The sequence below is a fragment of the Nonomuraea sp. CA-143628 genome, from assembly GCF_050942315.1.
GTDB lineage: Bacteria > Actinomycetota > Actinomycetes > Streptosporangiales > Streptosporangiaceae > Nonomuraea.
On record NZ_CP192072.1, the window covers coordinates 4279284 to 4298509 of the forward strand.

Annotated in this window: 14 protein-coding genes; 10 read left to right on the forward strand and 4 right to left on the reverse strand. The window is 70.8% G+C overall.

Annotated elements, in window-relative coordinates; translation table 11 throughout:
- Nucleotides 1-37: 37 nt before the first annotated feature.
- Nucleotides 38-1162, forward strand: coding sequence for an MFS transporter (locus tag ACQP2T_RS19795; protein WP_433517580.1), 1125 nt, complete (start codon nt 38-40; stop codon nt 1160-1162).
- Between the two features lie 25 nt (nt 1163-1187).
- Here the strand turns inward: ACQP2T_RS19795 and ACQP2T_RS19800 are convergent, their stop codons facing one another.
- The 3 genes from ACQP2T_RS19800 to ACQP2T_RS19810 all read right to left on the reverse strand — a co-directional run bounded on the left by ACQP2T_RS19800 (nt 1188) and on the right by ACQP2T_RS19810 (nt 3522).
- Nucleotides 1188-1859, reverse strand: a complete 672-nt coding sequence (locus ACQP2T_RS19800; protein ID WP_263654476.1) for a response regulator — start codon at nt 1857-1859, stop codon at nt 1188-1190.
- A gap of 509 nt (nt 1860-2368) precedes the next feature.
- Complete coding sequence (locus ACQP2T_RS19805; RefSeq protein WP_433517581.1) at nt 2369-2926, reverse strand: NUDIX domain-containing protein; 558 nt, start codon at nt 2924-2926, stop codon at nt 2369-2371.
- Nucleotides 2927-2976: 50 nt separating this feature from the next.
- Complete coding sequence (locus ACQP2T_RS19810) at nt 2977-3522, reverse strand: cupin domain-containing protein (RefSeq protein ID WP_433517582.1); 546 nt, start codon at nt 3520-3522, stop codon at nt 2977-2979.
- A 302-nt stretch (nt 3523-3824) separates the two neighbouring features.
- Between ACQP2T_RS19810 and ACQP2T_RS19815 the strand changes: the two genes are divergently transcribed.
- From ACQP2T_RS19815 to ACQP2T_RS19835, 5 genes are read left to right on the forward strand one after another with little or no spacing between them, the layout of a single operon-like run.
- Nucleotides 3825-5897, forward strand: a complete 2073-nt coding sequence (locus ACQP2T_RS19815) for an SWIM zinc finger family protein (RefSeq protein ID WP_433517583.1) — start codon at nt 3825-3827, stop codon at nt 5895-5897.
- Complete coding sequence (locus ACQP2T_RS19820; RefSeq protein ID WP_433517584.1) at nt 5894-7438, forward strand: DUF5691 domain-containing protein; 1545 nt, start codon at nt 5894-5896, stop codon at nt 7436-7438. The genes ACQP2T_RS19815 and ACQP2T_RS19820 overlap by 4 nt, the downstream gene beginning before the upstream one ends.
- The gene (locus ACQP2T_RS19825) at nt 7435-8499 is read left to right on the forward strand and encodes an ATP-binding protein (RefSeq protein ID WP_219536275.1); all 1065 of its coding nucleotides are present in this window, start codon (nt 7435-7437) and stop codon (nt 8497-8499) included. The genes ACQP2T_RS19820 and ACQP2T_RS19825 overlap by 4 nt, the downstream gene beginning before the upstream one ends.
- Nucleotides 8496-10943, forward strand: a complete 2448-nt coding sequence (locus ACQP2T_RS19830; protein ID WP_433517585.1) for a DUF5682 family protein — start codon at nt 8496-8498, stop codon at nt 10941-10943. Before ACQP2T_RS19825 ends, ACQP2T_RS19830 begins: the two co-directional genes overlap by 4 nt.
- A gap of 45 nt (nt 10944-10988) precedes the next feature.
- A complete protein-coding gene (locus tag ACQP2T_RS19835; protein ID WP_433517586.1) occupies nt 10989-12167 on the forward strand; it encodes a VWA domain-containing protein in 1179 nt (392 codons plus the stop codon).
- A 71-nt stretch (nt 12168-12238) separates the two neighbouring features.
- Here the strand turns inward: ACQP2T_RS19835 and ACQP2T_RS19840 are convergent, their stop codons facing one another.
- Nucleotides 12239-13684: an MFS transporter gene (locus tag ACQP2T_RS19840; protein ID WP_433517587.1), complete on the reverse strand. Its 1446-nt coding sequence runs from the start codon at nt 13682-13684 to the stop codon at nt 12239-12241.
- Nucleotides 13685-13785: 101 nt separating this feature from the next.
- Between ACQP2T_RS19840 and ACQP2T_RS19845 the strand changes: the two genes are divergently transcribed.
- The 4 genes from ACQP2T_RS19845 (at nt 13786) to ACQP2T_RS19860 (ending at nt 19211) form a co-directional block, all read left to right on the forward strand.
- A complete protein-coding gene (locus ACQP2T_RS19845) occupies nt 13786-14508 on the forward strand; it encodes a TetR/AcrR family transcriptional regulator (protein WP_433517588.1) in 723 nt (240 codons plus the stop codon).
- Between the two features lie 110 nt (nt 14509-14618).
- Nucleotides 14619-15992 carry an MFS transporter gene (locus ACQP2T_RS19850; protein ID WP_433517589.1) on the forward strand — a complete coding sequence of 458 codons (1374 nt, stop codon included), beginning with the start codon at nt 14619-14621 and terminating at the stop codon, nt 15990-15992.
- A gap of 21 nt (nt 15993-16013) precedes the next feature.
- On the forward strand, nt 16014-17018 hold the full coding sequence (locus ACQP2T_RS19855; protein ID WP_433517590.1) for an enolase C-terminal domain-like protein: 1005 nt from the start codon (nt 16014-16016) through the stop codon (nt 17016-17018).
- A 60-nt stretch (nt 17019-17078) separates the two neighbouring features.
- Nucleotides 17079-19211 (forward strand): methyltransferase domain-containing protein, encoded by a 2133-nt coding sequence (locus tag ACQP2T_RS19860; protein ID WP_433517591.1) that lies wholly within the window; start codon nt 17079-17081, stop codon nt 19209-19211.
- Nucleotides 19212-19226 lie beyond the last annotated feature (15 nt).

Genomic DNA, 19226 nt, shown 5'->3' on the forward strand with positions numbered 1-19226 from the left:
CGGTCCCGCTGATGAACGACGGACGATGATGCCCTGGGTGCGGACGTTCGCCGGGCTGATGGTTACGCTGTTCGTCACGTTCACGGCGTTCGGCGCGGCGGTGCCGGTGATCCCGCGGCTGGTGACCGAGGAACTGGGCGGCACCCCGTTCGCCGTGGGCGCGGCCTTCACCGCGACCGCGGCGGTGACACTGGCGCTGCGCCCCTACGGCGGGCAGCTGGCGCAGCGGTTCGGCGGTCGCCGGCTGATGCTGGCCGGCTCGGCGCTGGCCGCCGTCGTCGGCGCCCTGTACGCGCTCCCGTGGGGCCTGCCCGGCCTCATCACCACCCGGCTCGTCATGGGCGTCGCCGAGGCGCTCCTGTTCACGGCGGGCTCGGTGTGGACGGTCCAGCTCGCGCCCGAGAACCGCCGGGGACAGATCGTCGGCTGGTACGGCCTGGCGATGTGGGGCGGCTTCATGGCCGGGCCCGCCCTGGGCGAGTCGCTGTATCGTTTCGGCTCCTACCCGGCGGTGTGGGCCGCCGCCGTGCTCCTGCCGCTCCTCGCCGTCGCGGTGCTGAGCCTGCTGCCGTCCGGCGCGCGGCTGCCGGTCGTGTCGCGCAAGCTCATCCCGGGCGCGGCGGTGCTGCCGGGGCTGGCGCTGGGCATGGGGGCGTTCGGGTACGGCGTGCTGGTCGGCTTCGGCGCGCTGGCCCTGTCTTCCAGAGGGATCTCCAACGGGCCCGTACTGCTGAGCGTGTTCAGCGCCGCGTACATTGTGACCCGGCTCGTGGCCGGGCGCCTCCCGGACCGGCTCGGCCCGATGCCGGTGATCGTCGCGTCGAGCCTCGCGCAGGCCGCCGGCCTGGCCATGATCGGATTCGCGCCCGGCTGGTGGGTGGCGGCGGTGGGGGCGGTGCTGTCGGGGGCGGGGTTCACCCTGCTCTACCCGTCCCTTGCGATGATCACGATCAGCCGGGCGCCGGAGGCGGAGCGGGGGGCGGCGCTGGGGGCGCTGAGCTCGCTGTACGACATCTTCTTCGGGCTCGCGGGGCTGGTCGGCGGGGTGGTCGCGGACATCAGCTACCCGGGGACGTTCGCGCTGGCGGCGGCCGTCGTACTCGGCTCACTCGCGCTCGGCCCGCTGGCGACGCGCCAGACCTCTGCGCGGCGGTCAGGTTGATCTGGGGCCTGAGCGGCAACGGCCGTCAGGTTGACATGAGGCCGGAACGGTAGGCGAAGGAGACCAGCTGGGCTCGGTCCTTCGCCTTCAACTTCGCGCGGAGCCGGTGCAAATGTGTCCGTACCGTACTGACCCCGATGTACAACTCGCCCGCCACCTCCTCGGTCGACCGCCCCTGCGCGACCAGGAGCAGCACCTGCTGTTCGCGCGGCGTCAGCCCGGCCAGCGTGGGCTGCTCCAGCTCGGCGGGAGGGGGCTCCCGCTGCCTGAACCAGTCGACCAGCCGCTGGGTCACGACGGGCGAGAGCATGGTCTGGCCCCGGCCCGCCGCCCTGATAACGGCGACGACCTCGTCCTGCGTGGAATCCTGGGTCAGCAGCCCGTTCGCGCCCGCGCGCAGCACGTCGGTGACCGTCTGGTCGGTGTGGTCGACGGTGAACACGACCACCCGAGGCTCAGGGTCCAGCTTCTCGGCCCGTAATCGCTGGATCAGCTCCAGCCCGGACAGCCCGCCGAGGGTCAGCCCCGTGACCACGACCTCAGGATGATGCTTGCGGGCGAGCATGATCGCATGGACTCCGCTGTCGGTGGTCTCGATCACGTTGACGTCGTCCCGGGAGGCCAGGATCGACAGTAGGCCGAACCGCGTAATCGCGTATTTATCACAGATAATCACTCTTAGTGACGCACCGCACATGCGAACTCTTTTCCGTGATTTGTGGGCAGCATGTCACATCTGTTCGGTTACGCCGGGGATGTACACGCGAAATCAGGGATTTCTAGGGGGTGCGGCATCTTGACATTTGGTCCGACTTGGAGCTGGACGAGTGGGTAATGCGCCGTGGCGTGTGCGACAGGTGGGGCTGGCGGTGGCCACTGTCCGTCTTCACGGCTTGTCCCGTCGCCCGCTCAATGGCCTCGTGATCACCCCGCCGTCCCGCCGCGCTGCTGCTCAACGCCCCGGCCGCCGGGTAACCCTGGCGTGGCCGCGCGGATTCCGGAACCGCTCGCGGGCGTGGCCGCGCGGATCCGGGAACCGCTCGCGGTGGCTCCCTTGCGAGGAAGCTGTGGAAGCCGCGGGGCGAAAAGGCGCAATTCCCTGCAGACGGGGCTTTAGCTGCCGTCCTATGGAATCCGAGGACCCAGCGGAATTCTCGATCCCGTCTTTAAGCCGATTTGCCCTTGGTGTCGTTCGAGCGGGATGACCTACTGGTTCGAGAGCAAGAACAGTGTGTAGGCCGCCAGCGTCGCGGCGTCCGTGATCTCGCCGTCGCGGATCATGGCCTCGAAGTCCGCGCGCTTGAACCACCGATGCAGCAGGTCCTGCTCCTCGACCTCCAGCTCGTTGGGCCCCGGCTCCAGCCCGGTGGCCACGAACACGTCGAAGCTCTGTGACGACATGCCCTTGGCGCAACTCAGCCGGCCCAGGTGCCGCATGTCCGCCGCCGTCAGGCCGGTCTCCTGGCGCAGCTCCTCGCGTGCCAGGTGCTCGGGGTCACCGGTCCGCATCTCCGGGAACGTGCCCTGCGGGAACTCCCACGACCGGGCGCGGATCGGGTAGCGGTACTGCTCCACCAGGTGCAGCCCGTCGTTCTCGACCGGGATGACCAGCGCGTAGTCGGGCTTCTCGACGTACGAGTAGATGCCTTCGGACCCGTCCAGGCGGCGGATGCGGTCCTCGCGCATGCGCAGGTACGGGCTCTCGTACACGACCTCGGTCGAGAGGCGCCTGATCGGGTGCTCGCTGTCGGGTCGTACGTCCATGGCTCCTGCTCGATTCGCGCGGTGAAGTCCGTCCATGGCTTCCACTCGATTCACGCGGTGAAGTCGGCGAAGTCGAATCCCGGTGAGACGACGCAGCTGACCAGGACCTCCTCGCCGCCGGCGGGCCGGGCCGACTGCCACACGCCACCCGGCACCACGGCCTGCGGCACCTGGCCGTCCTCGACCAGCGGGCCCAGGATGACGCTCTCGTCGCCGATGGTCAGGTCCAGCGGGCCGCCCCGATGCCACAGCCACACCTCGTCGGACCGGACCACGTGCGGCACCGACTCCTCACCGGGACCCAGCAGGAAGTAGATGCCGGTGGCGGAGGCGCGGGGCCCGGGATAACCGGCGGGCAGGAAGGTGACGGGACTCCGCCAGGTCTCGCGGAACCAGCCGCCCTCGGGATGGGGCAGCAGGTCCAGGGCGCGGGCGATGGGCGGGCGCTCCACGAACGCGATCGCCGCGCCGGTGACGTCACGGCGCAGGAAGCGGGTGCCGTCGAGGACCAGCTGGCCGTCCAGCTCACTGGCCAGGGCCTCGGCCTCGTCGGCGACCTTGATGGACGGGCCACTGGGATAGATCGTCAGCTCCACGTGGGTGATCCTACGTGCTGGAGTTCGCGACAGCGGTGAGGTCGTTTGGTGGCGAACGGATCGCCTGGGTGCCGACGAGTGCGGTGGACCGAGCGACAGGAGTGGGGTGGACCGAGCGACAGGAGTGGGGTGGACCGAGCGACAGGAGTGGGGTGGACCGACTGACAGGAGCGCAGGGGAGCGACCGACAGGAGTGAGGTGGAGCGACGTCATCTCACCCTGACCAGCAGCCGTGTGGATCTTCTTGGTGGATCGGTTGGAGCGGGCAGTAATTGTCGGTCGAGCTGGCTAGTCTGCGGCAAGTGATCGAACGGTGGAGCCGTGATCAGGTGCTCGCTCTCGCCCCCGACGCCTCGTCCCAGAAGGCGGCGCAGGGCGTGGCGGCACCTGGCAAATGGAGCTTGCGCGGCACGACTGACGACGTGCTGTTCGGTGAGTGCAAGGGGAGTGGAGCCACGCCCTACATGGCGTGTGTCGATCTCTCCGAGCCCGCATATCGGTGCAGCTGCCCCAGCCGGAAGTTTCCGTGCAAGCACGCGCTCGGGCTGCTGCTCATGTGGTCGGCAGACGGGGTTCCGGCCGCCGATTCGCTGCCGCCGTGGGCGGCGGAGTGGATCGCCATGCGTACGGAACGTGCCGCCAAGGCGGCGGCCAAGCTCGAGGCCGCCCGCGCCCGTGCCGCCGAAGAGGCCGAGAGCGACCCGGAATTGGCCGACTGGCCCGACTCGGATCCGACGCCGAACGCCGGGTCGAGTGCCGACCCAAGCACCGCGTCGGATCTGGGCACAGGCTTGGACGAAGGGTCTCTTTCGGAAGGCGTATCGGGTACGGCGTCGAGCACGGGCATGGGCCTGGGCGGCGGGTCCGGTTCGGAAGGCGGATCGGGTACGGCGTCGGGCATGGGCTTGGGCGGCGGGCCGGGAACGATCTCGGGCACTGATTCGGGTGCGGCCTCGGGCCCGGATGGTGGGCTGGGCTCAGATTCGGGCTTGGCCTCGGGTGCGGGCACGGCCTCGGGCTTGGGCGTGGAAGGTGGGCGTAGCTCGGGCTTGGCGGCCGGTGATGGTTCCGGTCTGGGCTCGGGGGCGTCGTCCACTGGTAGGTCGGGTGGTGGGCGGGGTGCGGGGTTCGAGTCCGTTCGGCATGCGCGGGTCAGTGCCGGACTGGCCGAGCTCGAACGGTGGCTGGCCGACCAGGTGCGGCAGGGCCTGGCGGGGACCGATGCCGACGAATGGGACGACCTGGCCAAACGCCTCGTCGACGCCCAGGCGCCCGGCGTCGCCAACACGCTCTCCCGGTTACGGGAGGTGCGCATGGCCGACGACTGGCCGAGTCGGTTGCTGGCCGAATACTCGCTGATCAACCTGCTGGCGGTCGCCTACCGGCGGCGAGCCGAGCTGCCGGGGCCGTTGCGCCAGACCGTCCTGATCCGCGCGGGCTTCCCCGTCGCGCGGGAGGACGTGCTGGTCCGGCCGGTCGTACGCGACCGGTGGCACGTGGTGGGCAGGCGAGACGAGGAACACGACCGGCTGACCGCCCGCCGGGTCTGGCTCCGGGGCCACGACACGGGCCGGGCGGCGCTGATCCTGTCCTTCGCCGCCTCCGGCCAGCCGCTCGACGCCTCGCTGGTCACCGGCACCACGATCGACGCCGACGTCGCCTTCTACCCAGGCGCCGCACCCCTCCGCGCCCTGGTGGCCACCCGCCACGCCACCTCTCGAAGCCTTCCCGCTGACCGGATGACCTTCGCAGGCCAGAGCGACGCCGCAGGCCGGAGCGCCCCCAACGGCCGGGCGGGCCTTGCCGGTGGACCGGATTCCGGAGGCCGGAGCGTCCCTGACAGTCGGGCGGATCTCGATAGTGGGAGTGATCTAGGCAGTCGGACAGACCTTGCCGGTGGACCGGATTCCGGAGATCGGAGCGTCCCCGACAGCCGGATGGATCTCGACGGTCGGACGGGTTCCGGCAGCCGGAGTGATCTCGTCGGCCCTATGGACCCCGCTGGTGGGGCGGATCTCGACGACCGGGCGGAACTCGGCAGCCGGAGTGAGCTCACCGGTCGGGGTGATCTCGACGGTCGGAGTGAGTTCGCCGGTCGGGTTCCGCCCGGGGTGTCGCCGGAGGAGGCGCTTGGCGAGATCGCCGCCGCCGTGACCGCCGACCCGTGGACCGACTCCTGGCCCGTCGTGCTTGCGGGCGTGGTTCCTGGCCGCACTTCTGTGGGCGGGTTCCCGCTGCACCCGAGGTCACATGACCCGTGGCGGCTGATCGCCGTCTCCGGCGGGCGGCCGGTGACCGTGGCCGCCGAGTGGACCCCACTGGGCCTGCGCCCGCTGACCACCTGGGCCGACGACGGAACGGCGGTGATCCTGTGACCTGGGACGACCTGGCATCGACGGCATTGGTCGGCACCGACCGCAGGCCGTACGAGGGGGACCTGCTTGAAAGCGCCGCCGTAGAAGTGGTGCGCCGCCGCGCCGGCCAGCAACTCATCGAGCCGTCCAGGAACGGCAGGACCGAGGACCAGACGACAGCGGGCGAGCAGGCCGAGGGCGAGTCGACCGAGGGTCAGAGGGCCGGGGGCGAGACGACAGCGCGTGAGGCGACAGCACGCGAGAGGGCCGAGGGCCGGACGACAGCGCGTGAGGCGACGGCAGGCGAGGGGGCCGAGAGCAAGGCGCTGGCGGGTGAGACGACGGCGGGTGAGGCCACCGAGCAGGGGTGGGCGAACGACGAGGAGTTGCCCGCCGTGACCGCCCAGGCCGCCGAGCGCCTGGCCAGGATCCTGGGCGGCGAGTACGACCGCCTGCTCCCCGAATGGCTGGCCGCCGCCTCCACCGCAGGCCGCAGAGTGCCCCCGTACGTCCTGCCCGAACTCCTCGACCGGGGCAGACGCGACCAGTCGATCAGAGCGAATCTCGGCCTGGTCGCCGGGCAGCGCGGCAGGTGGCTGGCCGCCCTGAACCCGGACTGGGCGTACCTGCTCGAAGAGCCGACCGGCGAGACATGGGAGCTGGGCAGCTCGGCCGACCGGCGCGCCTACCTGAGCCACCTCCGAAGGCACGACCCCAAGCAGGCCAGGGCGCTGCTGGAGGCGGGCTGGGAGCGTGAGGGGCCGGACGACCGGGCGGCGTTCGTCGAGGTGCTGGCCGACGGGCTGTCGATGGACGACGAGCCGTTCCTGGAGCAGGCCCTCGACGACCGCAGGAGAGAGGTACGCCAGCAGGCCGCCAACCTCCTCACCCGCCTCCCCGAGTCGCGGCTGGCCCAGCGCATGGCCGTACGCGCGCGAAGCTGCCTGACCGTCACCAGAAGCACGATCATCGTCGAGGCGCCCACAGCGTGCGACAAGGCGATGGAGCGTGACGGCATCCGGGCCAAGCCCCCGCGAGGCACCGGAGAGCGGGCCTGGTGGCTCCAGCAGGTCATCGCCCGCGCGCCCCTCGCTCTCTGGGGCAGCCCCGCCAAGCTGCTCAAGATGAAGATCCCTGACTGGGACGGTGAGGTGAAGACCGCCTGGGTGCGCGCGGCCGTGCTGCAGCGGGATCCGGAGTGGGCGCGGGCGATGTTCGCGTGGGACCCGATCGCGGACCTGCTGGAGGCGCTGGGGTCGGACGAGCAGCAACAGCTTGCCGCCGATTTCGTGAAAAAGCATGACCTGGACAGCCAATTGATCATGGTGCTGGGCGGCGTGTCCTCGCACTGGCGGGAGAAGCTGGCGACGGCGGTCCTCCGCAAGATCACCAAGGTGGCCACCACTCAGCCGTGGAACCTCGGCGAGCTGATCAAACTGGCCGGCGAGCACATCGACCCGGCGCTCGCCGAGCTGGCCGAGAACTACTCGCCCGTCCAGCCCATCCAGCAGGTCGCCGCCCTGCTGCGCTTCCGTGCCGACCTGATGAAGGAGCTCTCATGACCGTTCTGCGCCCCCATGCGGAAGATCAGTACGCCGAGGAGCTGGCCGTACTCGCCAAGGACGACGACCGGACCAGGCCACCCGGCTGGAAGCTGTCACCGTGGGCCGTGACCACGTACATCCTTGGCGACGGCCGGCAGATCACCCCGAAATACGTGGGCGCCCGCCGCATCGTCGAGGTCGCCGTCGCCACCCTGGCCACCGACCGCGCGCTGCTGCTGCTCGGTGTGCCCGGCACGGCCAAGACCTGGCTGTCCGAACACCTGGCCGCCGCGATCAGCGGCGACTCCACCCTTTTGGTGCAGGGTACGGCCGGGACGGCAGAAGAGGCCATCCGCTACGGCTGGAACTACGCGCGGCTGCTGGCCGAGGGCCCGTCCGTGGAAGCGATGACCCCGTCGCCCGTCATGCGGGCCATGGCCGAGGGCCGGATCGCCCGCGTCGAGGAGCTCACCCGCATGCCCTCCGACGTACAGGACGCCCTGATCACCGTCCTGTCGGAGAAGACGCTGCCGATCCCCGAGCTCAACCGGGAGGTCCAGGCCGAACGCGGCTTCAACGTCATCGCCACCGCCAACGACCGCGACCGGGGCGTCAACGAGCTGTCCAGCGCCCTGCGCCGCCGCTTCAACACCGTCGTGCTCCCGGTGCCCGCCACCGCCGAGGAGGAGGTGGACATCGTCTCGCGCCGCGTCACCCAGCTCGGCCGCTCGCTGGAGCTGCCCGAGACCAGCACGGGGCTGGCGGAGATCCGCCGCGTGGTGACGGTGTTCCGGGAGCTGCGCACGGGTGTGACGGAGGACGGCCGTACCAAGGTCAAATCACCCAGCGGCACCCTGTCCACGGCCGAGGCCATCTCGGTGCTGACCAGCGGCATCGCCCTCGCGGCCCACTTCGGCGACGGCGTGCTACGACCCTCTGACGTGGCCGCCGGGATCGTGGGCGCGGTGGTGCAGGAGCCGGTGTCCGACCGGGTGGTGTGGCGCGAATACCTCGAAACGGTCGTCCGCGAGCGCTCCGACTGGCGCGACTTCTACCGCGCCTGCCGCGAGGTGTCATGAGCGTCTCGATCCTTGGTGTCCGGCACCACGGCCCCGGCTCGGCGCGCGCCGTGCGGGCGGAGCTCGAACGCCTCCGCCCCGACCTGATCCTCATCGAGGGACCGCCGGAGGCCGACGCGCTGGTGGCCCTCGCGCCCGAGCTCGAACCGCCGGTCGCACTGCTCGCGCACGTGCCCGGCCAGGCGTCCAGCGCGGCCTTCTGGCCGTTCGCCGGGTTCTCGCCCGAGTGGCAGGCCATCCTGTACGGCACGGCGGCCGGCATCCCGGTACGTTTCTGCGACCTCCCGGCAGCCCACACCCTGGCCGAGCCCCCCGACACCGACGCCTCCGAGACCGTCACTCCCGACGCTCTTGACGCTGACGCCCCCGAAAGCGTCACTCCCGGCACCTCCGACGCCGACAGCCCTAACCCCGACAGCCCCAATCTTCGGGCTGCCAACCCTGAGCCAGGCCCCGACGCGGGTCCCGAGCCCGGCCCCGAGGCGCGTCCCGAGGCGGGTCCTGAGCCCCGGCCGGGCTCCGATCCCGAGCGTCTGCGGGTCGATCCCATCGGCACCCTGGCCGCCGCAGCCGGTTACGACGATCCCGAGCGCTGGTGGGAGGACGTCGTCGAGCACCGGGGCGACACGCCGTTCGAGGTGATCGCCGAGGCCATGGCCGCGGTCCGCGAGGGCCACGAGCCCGACGAGCGTGAGGCCAGGCGCGAGGCGTACATGCGCAAGACCCTCCGCACCGCCATCAGACAGGGCCACGACCGCATCGCGGTGATCTGCGGTGCCTGGCACGTCCCCGCCCTGACCGCCCCGCTGCCCCCGGCCAAGGCCGACGACGCCCTTCTGCGCGGCCTGCCCAAGGTGAAGGCGCAGCTGACGTGGGTGCCGTGGACGTACGGGCGGCTGGCCTCGTGGAGCGGCTACGGCGCGGGCATCTCCTCGCCCGGCTGGTACCACCACCTGTTCACCGCCCCCGACCGCCCCGTGGAGCGGTGGCTGGCCGGAGCGGCGGCGGTGCTCCGCGACGAAGGGCTCGCGGTGTCGTCCGCGCACGTCATCGAGTCCGTACGCCTCGCGCACAGCCTGGCCACCCTGCGCGGACGCCCGCTGGCCGGGCTCGGCGAGGTCACCGAGGCGGCCAGGGCGGTGCTGTGCGAGGGCGACGACCTGGCGGTGGAGCTGATCCAGCGGCGCCTGGTCGTCGGCGACCGGCTCGGCCACGTCTCCGACGGCACGCCCATGGTGCCGCTCCAGCGCGATCTGCGTGAGCAGCAGCGACGGCTCAAGCTGAAGCCCGAGGCGCTGGACCGCGCGTTCGGGCTCGACCTGCGCAAACCGCTCGACCTCGACCGCAGCCACCTGCTGCACCGGCTGCGGCTGCTCGACGTGGAGTGGGGGGTGCTCGGGGAGGCCAGGGGGAAGGGGACGTTCAGGGAGACGTGGACGCTGCAGTGGCGGCCCGAGTTCGACCTGGCGCTCGTCGAGGCGGCGGCCCTCGGCATCACGGTCGCCTCCGCCGCCGCGCAGCGGGCCCGCGACCTCGCCTCGGCGGCGTCGGTGACGCTGGCCGACCTGACCGGGCTGGTCGAACGCTGCCTGCTGGCCGACCTGCCGGAGGCGCTGCCCGAGGTCCTGGCCGCCCTCTCGGCCAAGGCCGCGCTCGACACCGACGTCACCCACCTGATGGCCGCGCTGCCGGCGATGGTCCGCGCCCATCGCTACGGCGATGTACGCGGCACGTCGGCCGAGGGCCTGGCGGTGATCGTCCGGTCCATGCTCGACCGCATCTGCGTCGGCCTGCCCGTCGCGGTCACCGGCCTCGACGACGAGGCGGCCGCCGCACTGCTCACCGGCGTCGATGCCGTCCACGCGGCCGTCGCACTGATGTCAGAGGAACCGACCGGCTCACCGCCGGAAAATCCCGCCGGGCAGGAGCCGACCTCCCGTCAGGCGGCGTCGCCGCTCAGCCGGTGGCTGGTCACGTTGCGTGGGATGAGTGACCGCCCCGACCTGCACGGGCTGATCGAGGGGCGGCTGACCAGGATCCTGCTCGACGCCGGCGAGCTCGACGACGCCGGCGACCGGATGTCGCGGGCGATGTCCAGGGGCCACGCGCCCACCAGGGCCGCCTCGTGGATCGAGGGCTTCCTGGGCGGCGGCGGGCTGCTGCTGGTGCACGACCCGAGGCTGCTCGGCCTGGTCGACGCCTGGCTGACCGGGCTGGACGGCGAGCAGTTCGTCGATGTGCTGCCGCTGCTCCGTCGTACGTTCGGGAGCTTCGCCGCACCCGAACGCCGGGCGATCGGCGAGCGCGTCCGATCGGCGGAGCGGTCGGACTGGTCGGGACGGGCGGGGGAGCAGGCCGTGGACGAACAGCGGGCGGCGGCGGCCGAGCGGACCGTACTGGCGATTCTGGGGAGAGCGCGGATCGGCAGGGGAGAGCATGGCTGAGCGTGCTGGCGATCTTAGGGAGAGCGCGGAACGGCGGGAGAGAGCATGACTGAGCGGATGGACGAGCGGCTGCGCAGGTGGCGGCTGGTGCTGGGCGGTGGCGACGCCGACGGCATCTGCGCCGGTCGCCAAGGAGGCGCGGGCGGGGCGGGCCTCAGCGGGCTTGAGGGCGCCGACGCGGACATGGACCGGGCGCTGGCCGCCGTGTACGACCGCGACGGCGGTCTAGGCGCCTCGGCGCCCCGGGTGGCGCGGTGGCTGGGCGACATCAGAACCTATTTCCCCTCGACCGTCGTCCAGGTCATGCAGAAGGACGCGATCCAGCGGCTCAATCTCACCAGGCTGCTGCTCGAACCCGAGATGCTGGAGGCCGTCGAGCCCGACGTACACCTGGTCGGCACGCTGCTGGCGCTCAACCGGGTCATGCCCGACCAAGCACGCGAGTCGGCCAGGGCGGTGGTGCGCAGGGTCGTACAGGAGCTCGAACGCAGGCTCGCCCAGAAGACCAGGGCCGCCGTCACCGGCGCGCTCGACCGCTCGGCCAGGACCCACCGGCCCAAGCGGGTGTCCGACATCGACTGGGACCGGACGATCAGGGCGAACCTCAAGAATTACCTGCCCGAGAAGAACACGGTCGTCCCCTCGCGGCTCGTCGGCTACGCGCGCAGGCAGCGGTCCGTGCAGCGCGAGGTGGTGCTCGCCATCGACCAGAGCGGGTCGATGGCGGCCTCGGTGGTCTACTCGAGCGTGTTCGGCGCGGTGCTGGCATCGATGCGGTCGCTCAAGACGTCGCTGGTGGTGTTCGACACGGCCGTGGTGGACCTGACGGATCAGCTGCATGATCCGGTCGAGCTGCTGTTCGGCACGCAGTTGGGCGGCGGTACGGACATCAACCGGGCCATCGCCTACAGCCAGGGCCTCATCACGCGGCCGGCCAACTCGATCTTCATCCTCATCAGCGACCTCTACGAGGGCGGCGTACGGCAGGAGATGCTGCGCAGGGTCGCCGCGATGACCCAGGCAGGCGTTCAGGTGATCGTGCTGCTGGCGCTGTCCGACGAGGGCGCGCCCTTCTACGACCACGAGAACGCCGCCGCGCTGGCCGCGATGGGGGTCCCGGCCTTCGCGTGTACGCCCGACGCGTTCCCGGACCTGATGGCCGCCGCGATCGAACGGCGCGACATCGCCCAGTGGGTCGAACGGCACGTCGGCATGGGTTCCTGAAACATGGCGAAAGGGCCGCGACACCAGGTCGCGGCCCTTTGGAACAGGTGTGGGTTTCAGAAGCAGGTGGGTCAGTGCCCGGGCTGCTCCACGCTGGCCTTACGCGGCAGCAGGTACGCCAGCAGGAAGGTCAGCACCAGCAGCCCGATCTCGACCCAGATGGTGACCTGCATCGCCGAGCCGAAGCTCCACTGGCTCTTGAGCAGGTTGAAGAAGAGCGTGCCGAGCAGGGCGCTGCCGAGCGCGCCGCCGAGCTGCTGGGTCGCGGTCAGCGTGCCCGACGCCGAGCCGGACTCGTGCGGCTCGACGCCCGAGAGCACGATGTCGAAGAACGGCGCCATGGTCAGGCCCATCCCGATGCCCACGAAGGCCAGACCGGGGGACAGCTGCCAGGGGCTGACGTCGGTGCCGACCAGGTGGATGGTCAGGCCCAGCACGCCCGCGCCCACCGCCATCACCGCGGTGCCGATCTGCAGCAGGCCCCGCCCGAGCTTCTCCTGCAGGCCCGACATGGCCAGGCCGAAGCCGATCACGCCGCCGATGGCCTGCGGCAGACCGGTGAGGCCGGCCTTGAGCGGGCTGTAGCCGAGCCCGACCTGGGTGTAGAGGGTGAAGACGAGGCTGAGGCCGATCATGCCGGAGAAGAAGGCCAGCCCGGCCACCAGGCCGCCGGTGAAGGCGCGCTTGCGGAACAGGCTCGGCGTGACCAGCGGGTCCTTGCCGGAAGCGGCGCGGCGGCTCTCGTACCGGCCGAAGACGGCGAACACCACGATCGAGGCGGCCATCGACACGAACGTCCAGGCGGGCCAGTCCAGCTCGCGGCCCTGGATGAGCGGGAAGATCAGCAGGAACGCGGCGGCCGAGACCAGCAGCATGCCGACCAGGTCGAGCCGGGTGGCGTTGGAGAGCCTGAACTCCGGCAGGAACCGCATCCCGGCCAGCGCGGCGGCCAGCCCGAGTGGCAGGTTGATCAGGAAGATCATGCGCCAGCCGGTGCCGAACAGGTCGGCGTCGATCAGCCAGCCGGCCAGGATCGGGCCGCCCACGGACGAGATCGTCATGACCGGGCCGAACATGCCGAACGCCTTGCCCATCTCCTGCGGCGGGAACATCTCCTTGATCAGACCGAGCCCCTGCGGCAGCATCACGGCGCCGAACAGGCCCTGCACAACGCGACCGGCGATCAGCATCTCCGGGTTCGCGGCGATCCCGCACAGCAATGAGGCGGCGGTGAAGCCCAGGGCGCCGATCACGAACATCCGCTTGCGGCCGTAGAGGTCGCCGAGTCGGCCACCGGTGATCAGGCCGACGGCCATGGCCAGCGTGTAACCGGCCACCAGCCACTGCACCAGGCTCGACGAGCCGCCCAGATCCTTCTGGATGGTCGGTGCGGCGATGGAGGTGACCAGCGCGTCCAGCAGGTCCATGACCTCGGCGGCCAGGATGACGAACAGCGCGACCCAGCGCCAGCGGTAGGGCTGGACCTCCGAGTCCGCCTGGGGGGCGGTGACGGTCATGGGGGACTCCTTGGTAGAACACCGTTTTTAACTACGAACACCGTTCGCTACGAACACCGTTTTAGTGGCGAACAGTGTTCGTGTCAAGTACAGTGTTCGTCATGGGAAGCAGCGAGAACGTCCCGACCCCGCCGTGGCGTAAGGCGCGTAAGCCGGTTCAGCTCAGGCGGCAGCTGAGCCAGGACCTGATCGTCGAGACGGGATCGCGGATCCTTGACGCCGAGGGCCTCGACGGGCTGAGCATGCGCCGCGTCGCGCAGGAGCTCGACACCGGGCCCGCCTCGCTCTACGCGCACGTCGCCAACAAGGAGGAGCTCCTGGAGCTCATCTATGACCGGGTGCTCGGCGAGATCCACCTGGCCGACCCCGACCCGGCCCGCTGGAAGGAGCAGCTGCGCGAGTACGCGATCGAGTGCCACCGGGTGCTGGGCAGCCATGCCGACGTGGCCAGGGCCGCGCTGGCCAGCATCCCCGTCGGCCCGAACGCGCTGCGGATCGCCGAATACGTCTTCGGCCTGCTCATCGACGCCGGCATGGCGCCGCGTGACGCCTCGCTCGCCGTCGACCGGATCTCCCTCTACATCACCGGCGACGCCTTCGAGGGCTCGCTGCACTTCGGCAGGATGCGGGCCACGGGTCTCGGCCTGGAGGAATACTTCAAGTCGTTCGTCGGCCACATCGAGAGCCACTACCGCGCCCTGCCTGCCGAGCGGTTCCCGCACATCGCCGAGCACGTCGACGATCTGATCGCCGACGACGGGCAGGCGCGCTTCGAGTACGGCCTCGACCTGATGATCGACGGTCTCGCGGCGCGGATGCCTTAGGCCACGGGCCCCGGATGCCTTAGGGCGACCGGCCCCGGATGCCCTAAGCCCAAGGGCCTAGGGCCGGCGCCCGATGTGCTGAGCAGGGGGTTCGGCATAGTTTGCCGAGCATGACCGCAACTCTTGAAGCACCTCCCGTCAGTGTGGTGTCGGCGAAGTACCGGGCGCTCAGCGTGGGGCTGGTGGCGCTCGTCATGTTGGTGGCGTTCGAGGCGATGGCGGTGGCGACGGCGATGCCCGTCGTGGCGCGCGAGCTCGGCGGCATGCACCTGTACAACCTGGCCTTCAGCGCCACCCTCGCCGCCAGCGTGATCGCCACCGTGCTCGGCGGCAGGTGGAGCGACGTGAAGGGCCCGCTGCCGGCGGTCGGCACCGGCGTGGCGGGCTTCGTGGCGGGACTGCTGGTGGCCGGGTTCGCGCCGAACATGGAGGTGTTCGTCGCCGGACGGTTCATCCAGGGGCTCGGCGCGGGCCTGATCCAGGTGGCCCTCTATGTGCTGGTGGCGAGGGTCTATCCGGGTGAGATGCATCCCAAGGTGTTCGCACTGTTCTCGGCCGCATGGGTGGTGCCGTCCATGGTCGGCCCGGCCATCGCCGGATTCGTGGTGGAGAACGCCGACTGGCGGTGGATCTTCCTCGGCGTCTCCCTGATCGTCGTGCCCAGCGCGCTGCTTCTGTGGCGCGGCACCGCGGGCGCGGGCCTGCGCGGCGGCGAGGCCGAGCCCGCCCCCGGCCTCGGGCGCAAGCTGGTCTGGGCCACGCTGACCGCCGTCGCCGCCGCGCTGATCCAGTACGGCAGCGCGCTCCAGCTCCGCGGCCTGCCCCTGCTCGCGGGCGGGATCGTCCTGCTGGCCGTGTCCCTGCCCAGGCTGCTGCCCCGCGGCTCGCTCCGGGCCGCCCGCGGGCTGCCGAGCGCCCCGGTGCTCCGCGGCCTGGCCTACGGCTCGCTGGTGGCGGCCGAGGTTCTCATCCCGCTCATGCTGATCAGCGATCGTGGCCTGACGCCCACGGGCGCCGGCATCGTCCTGACCGTCGGCGCGCTCGGCTGGTCCACCGGATCCTGGATCAAGGGCCGCGGCACCATCAGCCACCTGGCCGCGCTGCGCGGTGGCGCCATCATGATCGCCACCGGCATCGCGCTGATGTCGCTCGTGCTGATCGACTCCGTGCCGATCGCCCTCGCGTACGTGGCCATGGCCATCTCCGGGCTCGGCATCGGCGCGCTGCATCCCACGGTGTCCGTACTGGTGCTGGAGATGTCCGCGACCGGAGAGGAGGGCCAGAACACCGCGGCCCTCGGCGTCGGCGAGTCCGTGTTCACCGTCGTCGCCGTCGCGGTCACCGGGGCCCTGTTCACCGCCACCGGCGAGACCTATCTGGTGGGCTTCGCCTTCACCTTCGCCCTCGCCGTGCTGGCCGCCGTCATCGCCCCGCGTTTTGCCCAGCACACGAAGGCAGGCACACTGGAAGGAGTCGTTTCTTAGCTTCGTCGCAGAGGGGGGTACATGCCGCGAGTGCGGGAGCTAGAGGTCTTCCGGCTGGTCCTGCCGTACGGTAGGCGGTCGGAGAGCCTGCTCGTCAAGCTCACCGACTACGCCGGCATGACCGGCTGGGGTGAGGCGCTGGATCCCCAGCCCAAGACCTGGGCCCGGCTGGAGGAGTCGCTGGCCGCCCAGCTCATCGGCGTCGACTGGGAGCACCCCGACGCCGTCCTGAGCGGTGACCCGGCCGTCGACATGGCCTGCTGGGACCTGTGGACCAGGATGCGCGGCGTGCCGCTCGCCGAGGCGATCGGCGGCACCCGCACCTCCCTGGTGGCCACCGTCCGGCTCGAACCCGACCCGTCGCTCGAAAGCCTGGTCTCACGGGTCAACCAGCAGGTCTGCGCGGGCTACGGCCACGTGACGCTGGACGTGCGTCCCGGCTGGGACGTCGAGCCGGTGCGGGCCGTACGCCTGGCCTATCCGGCTCTGACGCTGGCCGTCGACGGCGGCTGCGCCTATTCCGAGGGCGGGCAGCTCGCGGCGCTGGACTCGTACGGCATCGAGGTCATCGAACGGCCCTTCCCCGTCGGCGACGTCTACGCGCACGCCTCGCTGCAGGACGAGGTGACGGCGTCGGTGGCGGTCGAGGTGCGCTCGTCGGCGGAGCTCGACGACTACCTGACCCTGCGGGCCGCGCGGGTGCTGATCCTGCGGCCCACCGCCTTCTCGTCGCTCAGCGAGGCCCGCCGGGCGCACGACCGGGCCGCCGCGGCCGGCTGGGACATCCAGTGCGCGGGCGGCCAGGGCGCCGGACTGGCCCGGGCGGCCACGGTGGCGCTGGCCAGCCTGCCGGGATGCACGCTGCCGTGCGACGTGACGCAGCCGCCGCGCAACAACCAGATCGTGACACCGATCGTGGGGGCGAACGGCGGGGTGGTGGCGGTGCCGCTGACGCAGGCGGGGCTGGGGCACGTCATCGACGAGGCCCGGGTACGCCGGATGGCCAAGGACTCGTTTCTCGCGTGACGGCTATGTGATCTAACCCCCCTACCTTTATCCCGAAATTTCGCGATAAAGGGGCTTGATGTGGGGGATGTACCGGCGTTGACCAGGTGGCGGACGCTGGTCGCCATTCTGCGACTGAACCCAGGGGGTTTGGGGCCGGAGTGGCTGCAACTGCTCGTCCGCCTGGCCGCTGTCGGTGGTGTGGGCGGCGGGCTCATGTACGTGGCCGCACCGCTCGACTTCCTGGCGTCGATGTTGGCGACAGGGGCCCTCGCCGCATGCCTGATCTCCGGAGCGAAGAGCTGGTGGCCTCGGGCAGAATGGAGATCACCGACCCTGCCTCTGGACGATCATCCGCGGCTGCGTCGCGTCCTCGACTCGGCGTCCGAGCTGGCGGGCTGGCGGCCCACCTCGGTCGAGGTCCGCCTGAGCGCCTGGCCTCGTCTGGCGGCCTGGCCCGACCGGCGCGACGGATATGTCCTCTTCCTCGGCCTGCCGCTGCTCATGGGCTTGGACGAGGACGATCTGCGCGCTCTGATCGTCAGGGAGCTGACCCTCGCCCCGTCGGCGACCTGGCGGGTGCGCTGGATCCTCTACCTCAATTTCCTGGACCGCGGCCGGGAGGTGAAGGGCAAGTCGCTGCCACAGCGGGAATGGCTGCGGGTGCACGCGCACCGGATCCGCAGTGACCTCTGGTCGGCGACCGCCGAGCTGGTGGGACGTGATGTACTGGCCCGCGCCACGCGACGGGCTTGCATGATCGACTGCGCCTTCGACTGGCACCTTGAGCGGTACGTGGGCCTGGTGATGTCGCCTGGCGGGGGTTATGTCTCGGACATCTATGAGAGCTTCCTCTGGAAGATCAGGGAAGACGGCCTACTCGGGCGAATGCAGCCGAATGTCGACTCCTTCGTGGCGGAGGATTTCGAGCGCTACGAGGCGAGGCTGCTGGAGGAACTGGGGTGGAACACCGGCGAGCCCGTTGACCCGGTCGCCGACCCGGTCGTCGCCGGCGTCACGGAGAAGCTGGAACGCAGGCTCGGGCAGGTCGTCCTGTGGGAAGTCACCAAGGCCGCCAGCCCGCGCATTCCCTCCCACTCCCTGCATGACATTCCTTGGGACGAATGGGGCTCGCTTCAAGCACATTGGCGGGACCAGGTCATCGGCGCCGCGAGCAAGCTGCTTGGGCAGGAGGCCACCGCGCGGGACATCGTCCAGCTGGCCGTCGACGGCCGGGCGGGGGAGCTCTCCTGGTGGCACGCCGACCTCCCATGCCCTCACCCCAGCCCGGCCGTCTGCGTGCTGATGCCGTTCATCGACATCGAGTTGCGGCGTTTGGGGTACGTTGCCCAGTTTCTTCAGCAGCGCAGCTTTGTCGGGCCGCTGGGCGATACGGTCGACTTGGTGGCACTGGTTGACAGAGCGGGGCGCGGGCTGTCGTATGGGCTCGAGCTTGGAGGATCCTTGACGGAGCGGGACCGGGACGAGGACTCCCGGCGGCTGGCGGCGGAGTCACTGGCGGCCGGCGATCCGACGGGGTGGTTCGAGCGCCTGTACGCGGAGTCGGCGACGGGTGAGGCGATCGTCCCGTGGGACTCACAGACACCTCACCCACTGCTCGTCGAGTGGCTCTCTTCAGCGTCGGGTTCCGGCTCGGCTTCCGGCCCCGGTCTGGGCTTGGGTTCCGGCTTCACCCCCAGCTTCGGGGCGGAAGCGGGGGCCAGATCGGGGGCGGGTCGGCGAGCGCTGGTGGTCGGGTGCGGGCTGGGGGACGACGCCGAGTACGTGGCGCGGTTCGGCTACGACACGGTCGCCTTCGACGTCAGCGAGTCGGCCGTACGTCTGGCCCAGGAGCGCTTTCCGGACTCCACGGTGGACTATCGAGCCGCCGACCTGCTCGCCCCGCCCACCGAGTGGCGCCACGCGTTCGACCTGGTGGTGGAGATCATGACCGTCCAAGCCCTGCCGGAGCACCTCCACGCGCAGGCCATCGACTCGGTCTCCGGCTTTGTCGGGCCGGGCGGCTCGCTCCTGGTGATCGCCTCGGCCCGGGAGGAGGGCGGCCCGGTGTTCGCGCCGCCGTGGCCTCTCACGCCGTCCGAGATCGCGGTCTTCGCATCGGAGGGACTGGTCGTGGACCGCGTCGAAGACCTCCGCGACCCGGAACGCCACCGCTGCCGCGCCGCCTTCCACCGCCCCGCTGCCAGCGAGTAAGACAACGGCAGCGTC

Excerpts from the sequence above, each read along its gene's own strand:
- ACQP2T_RS19800 (WP_263654476.1), bottom strand. The coding sequence starts at position 1,859 with ATGTGCGGTGCGTCACTAAGAGTGATTATCTGTGATAAATACGCGATT.
- ACQP2T_RS19805 (WP_433517581.1), bottom strand. The coding sequence starts at position 2,926 with ATGGACGTACGACCCGACAGCGAGCACCCGATCAGGCGCCTCTCGACC.
- ACQP2T_RS19825 (WP_219536275.1), top strand. The coding sequence starts at position 7,435 with ATGACCGTTCTGCGCCCCCATGCGGAAGATCAGTACGCCGAGGAGCTG.
- ACQP2T_RS19830 (WP_433517585.1), top strand. The coding sequence starts at position 8,496 with ATGAGCGTCTCGATCCTTGGTGTCCGGCACCACGGCCCCGGCTCGGCG.
- ACQP2T_RS19835 (WP_433517586.1), top strand. The coding sequence starts at position 10,989 with ATGACTGAGCGGATGGACGAGCGGCTGCGCAGGTGGCGGCTGGTGCTG.
- ACQP2T_RS19840 (WP_433517587.1), bottom strand. The coding sequence starts at position 13,684 with ATGACCGTCACCGCCCCCCAGGCGGACTCGGAGGTCCAGCCCTACCGC.
- ACQP2T_RS19845 (WP_433517588.1), top strand. The coding sequence starts at position 13,786 with ATGGGAAGCAGCGAGAACGTCCCGACCCCGCCGTGGCGTAAGGCGCGT.
- ACQP2T_RS19850 (WP_433517589.1), top strand. The coding sequence starts at position 14,619 with ATGACCGCAACTCTTGAAGCACCTCCCGTCAGTGTGGTGTCGGCGAAG.
- ACQP2T_RS19855 (WP_433517590.1), top strand. The coding sequence starts at position 16,014 with ATGCCGCGAGTGCGGGAGCTAGAGGTCTTCCGGCTGGTCCTGCCGTAC.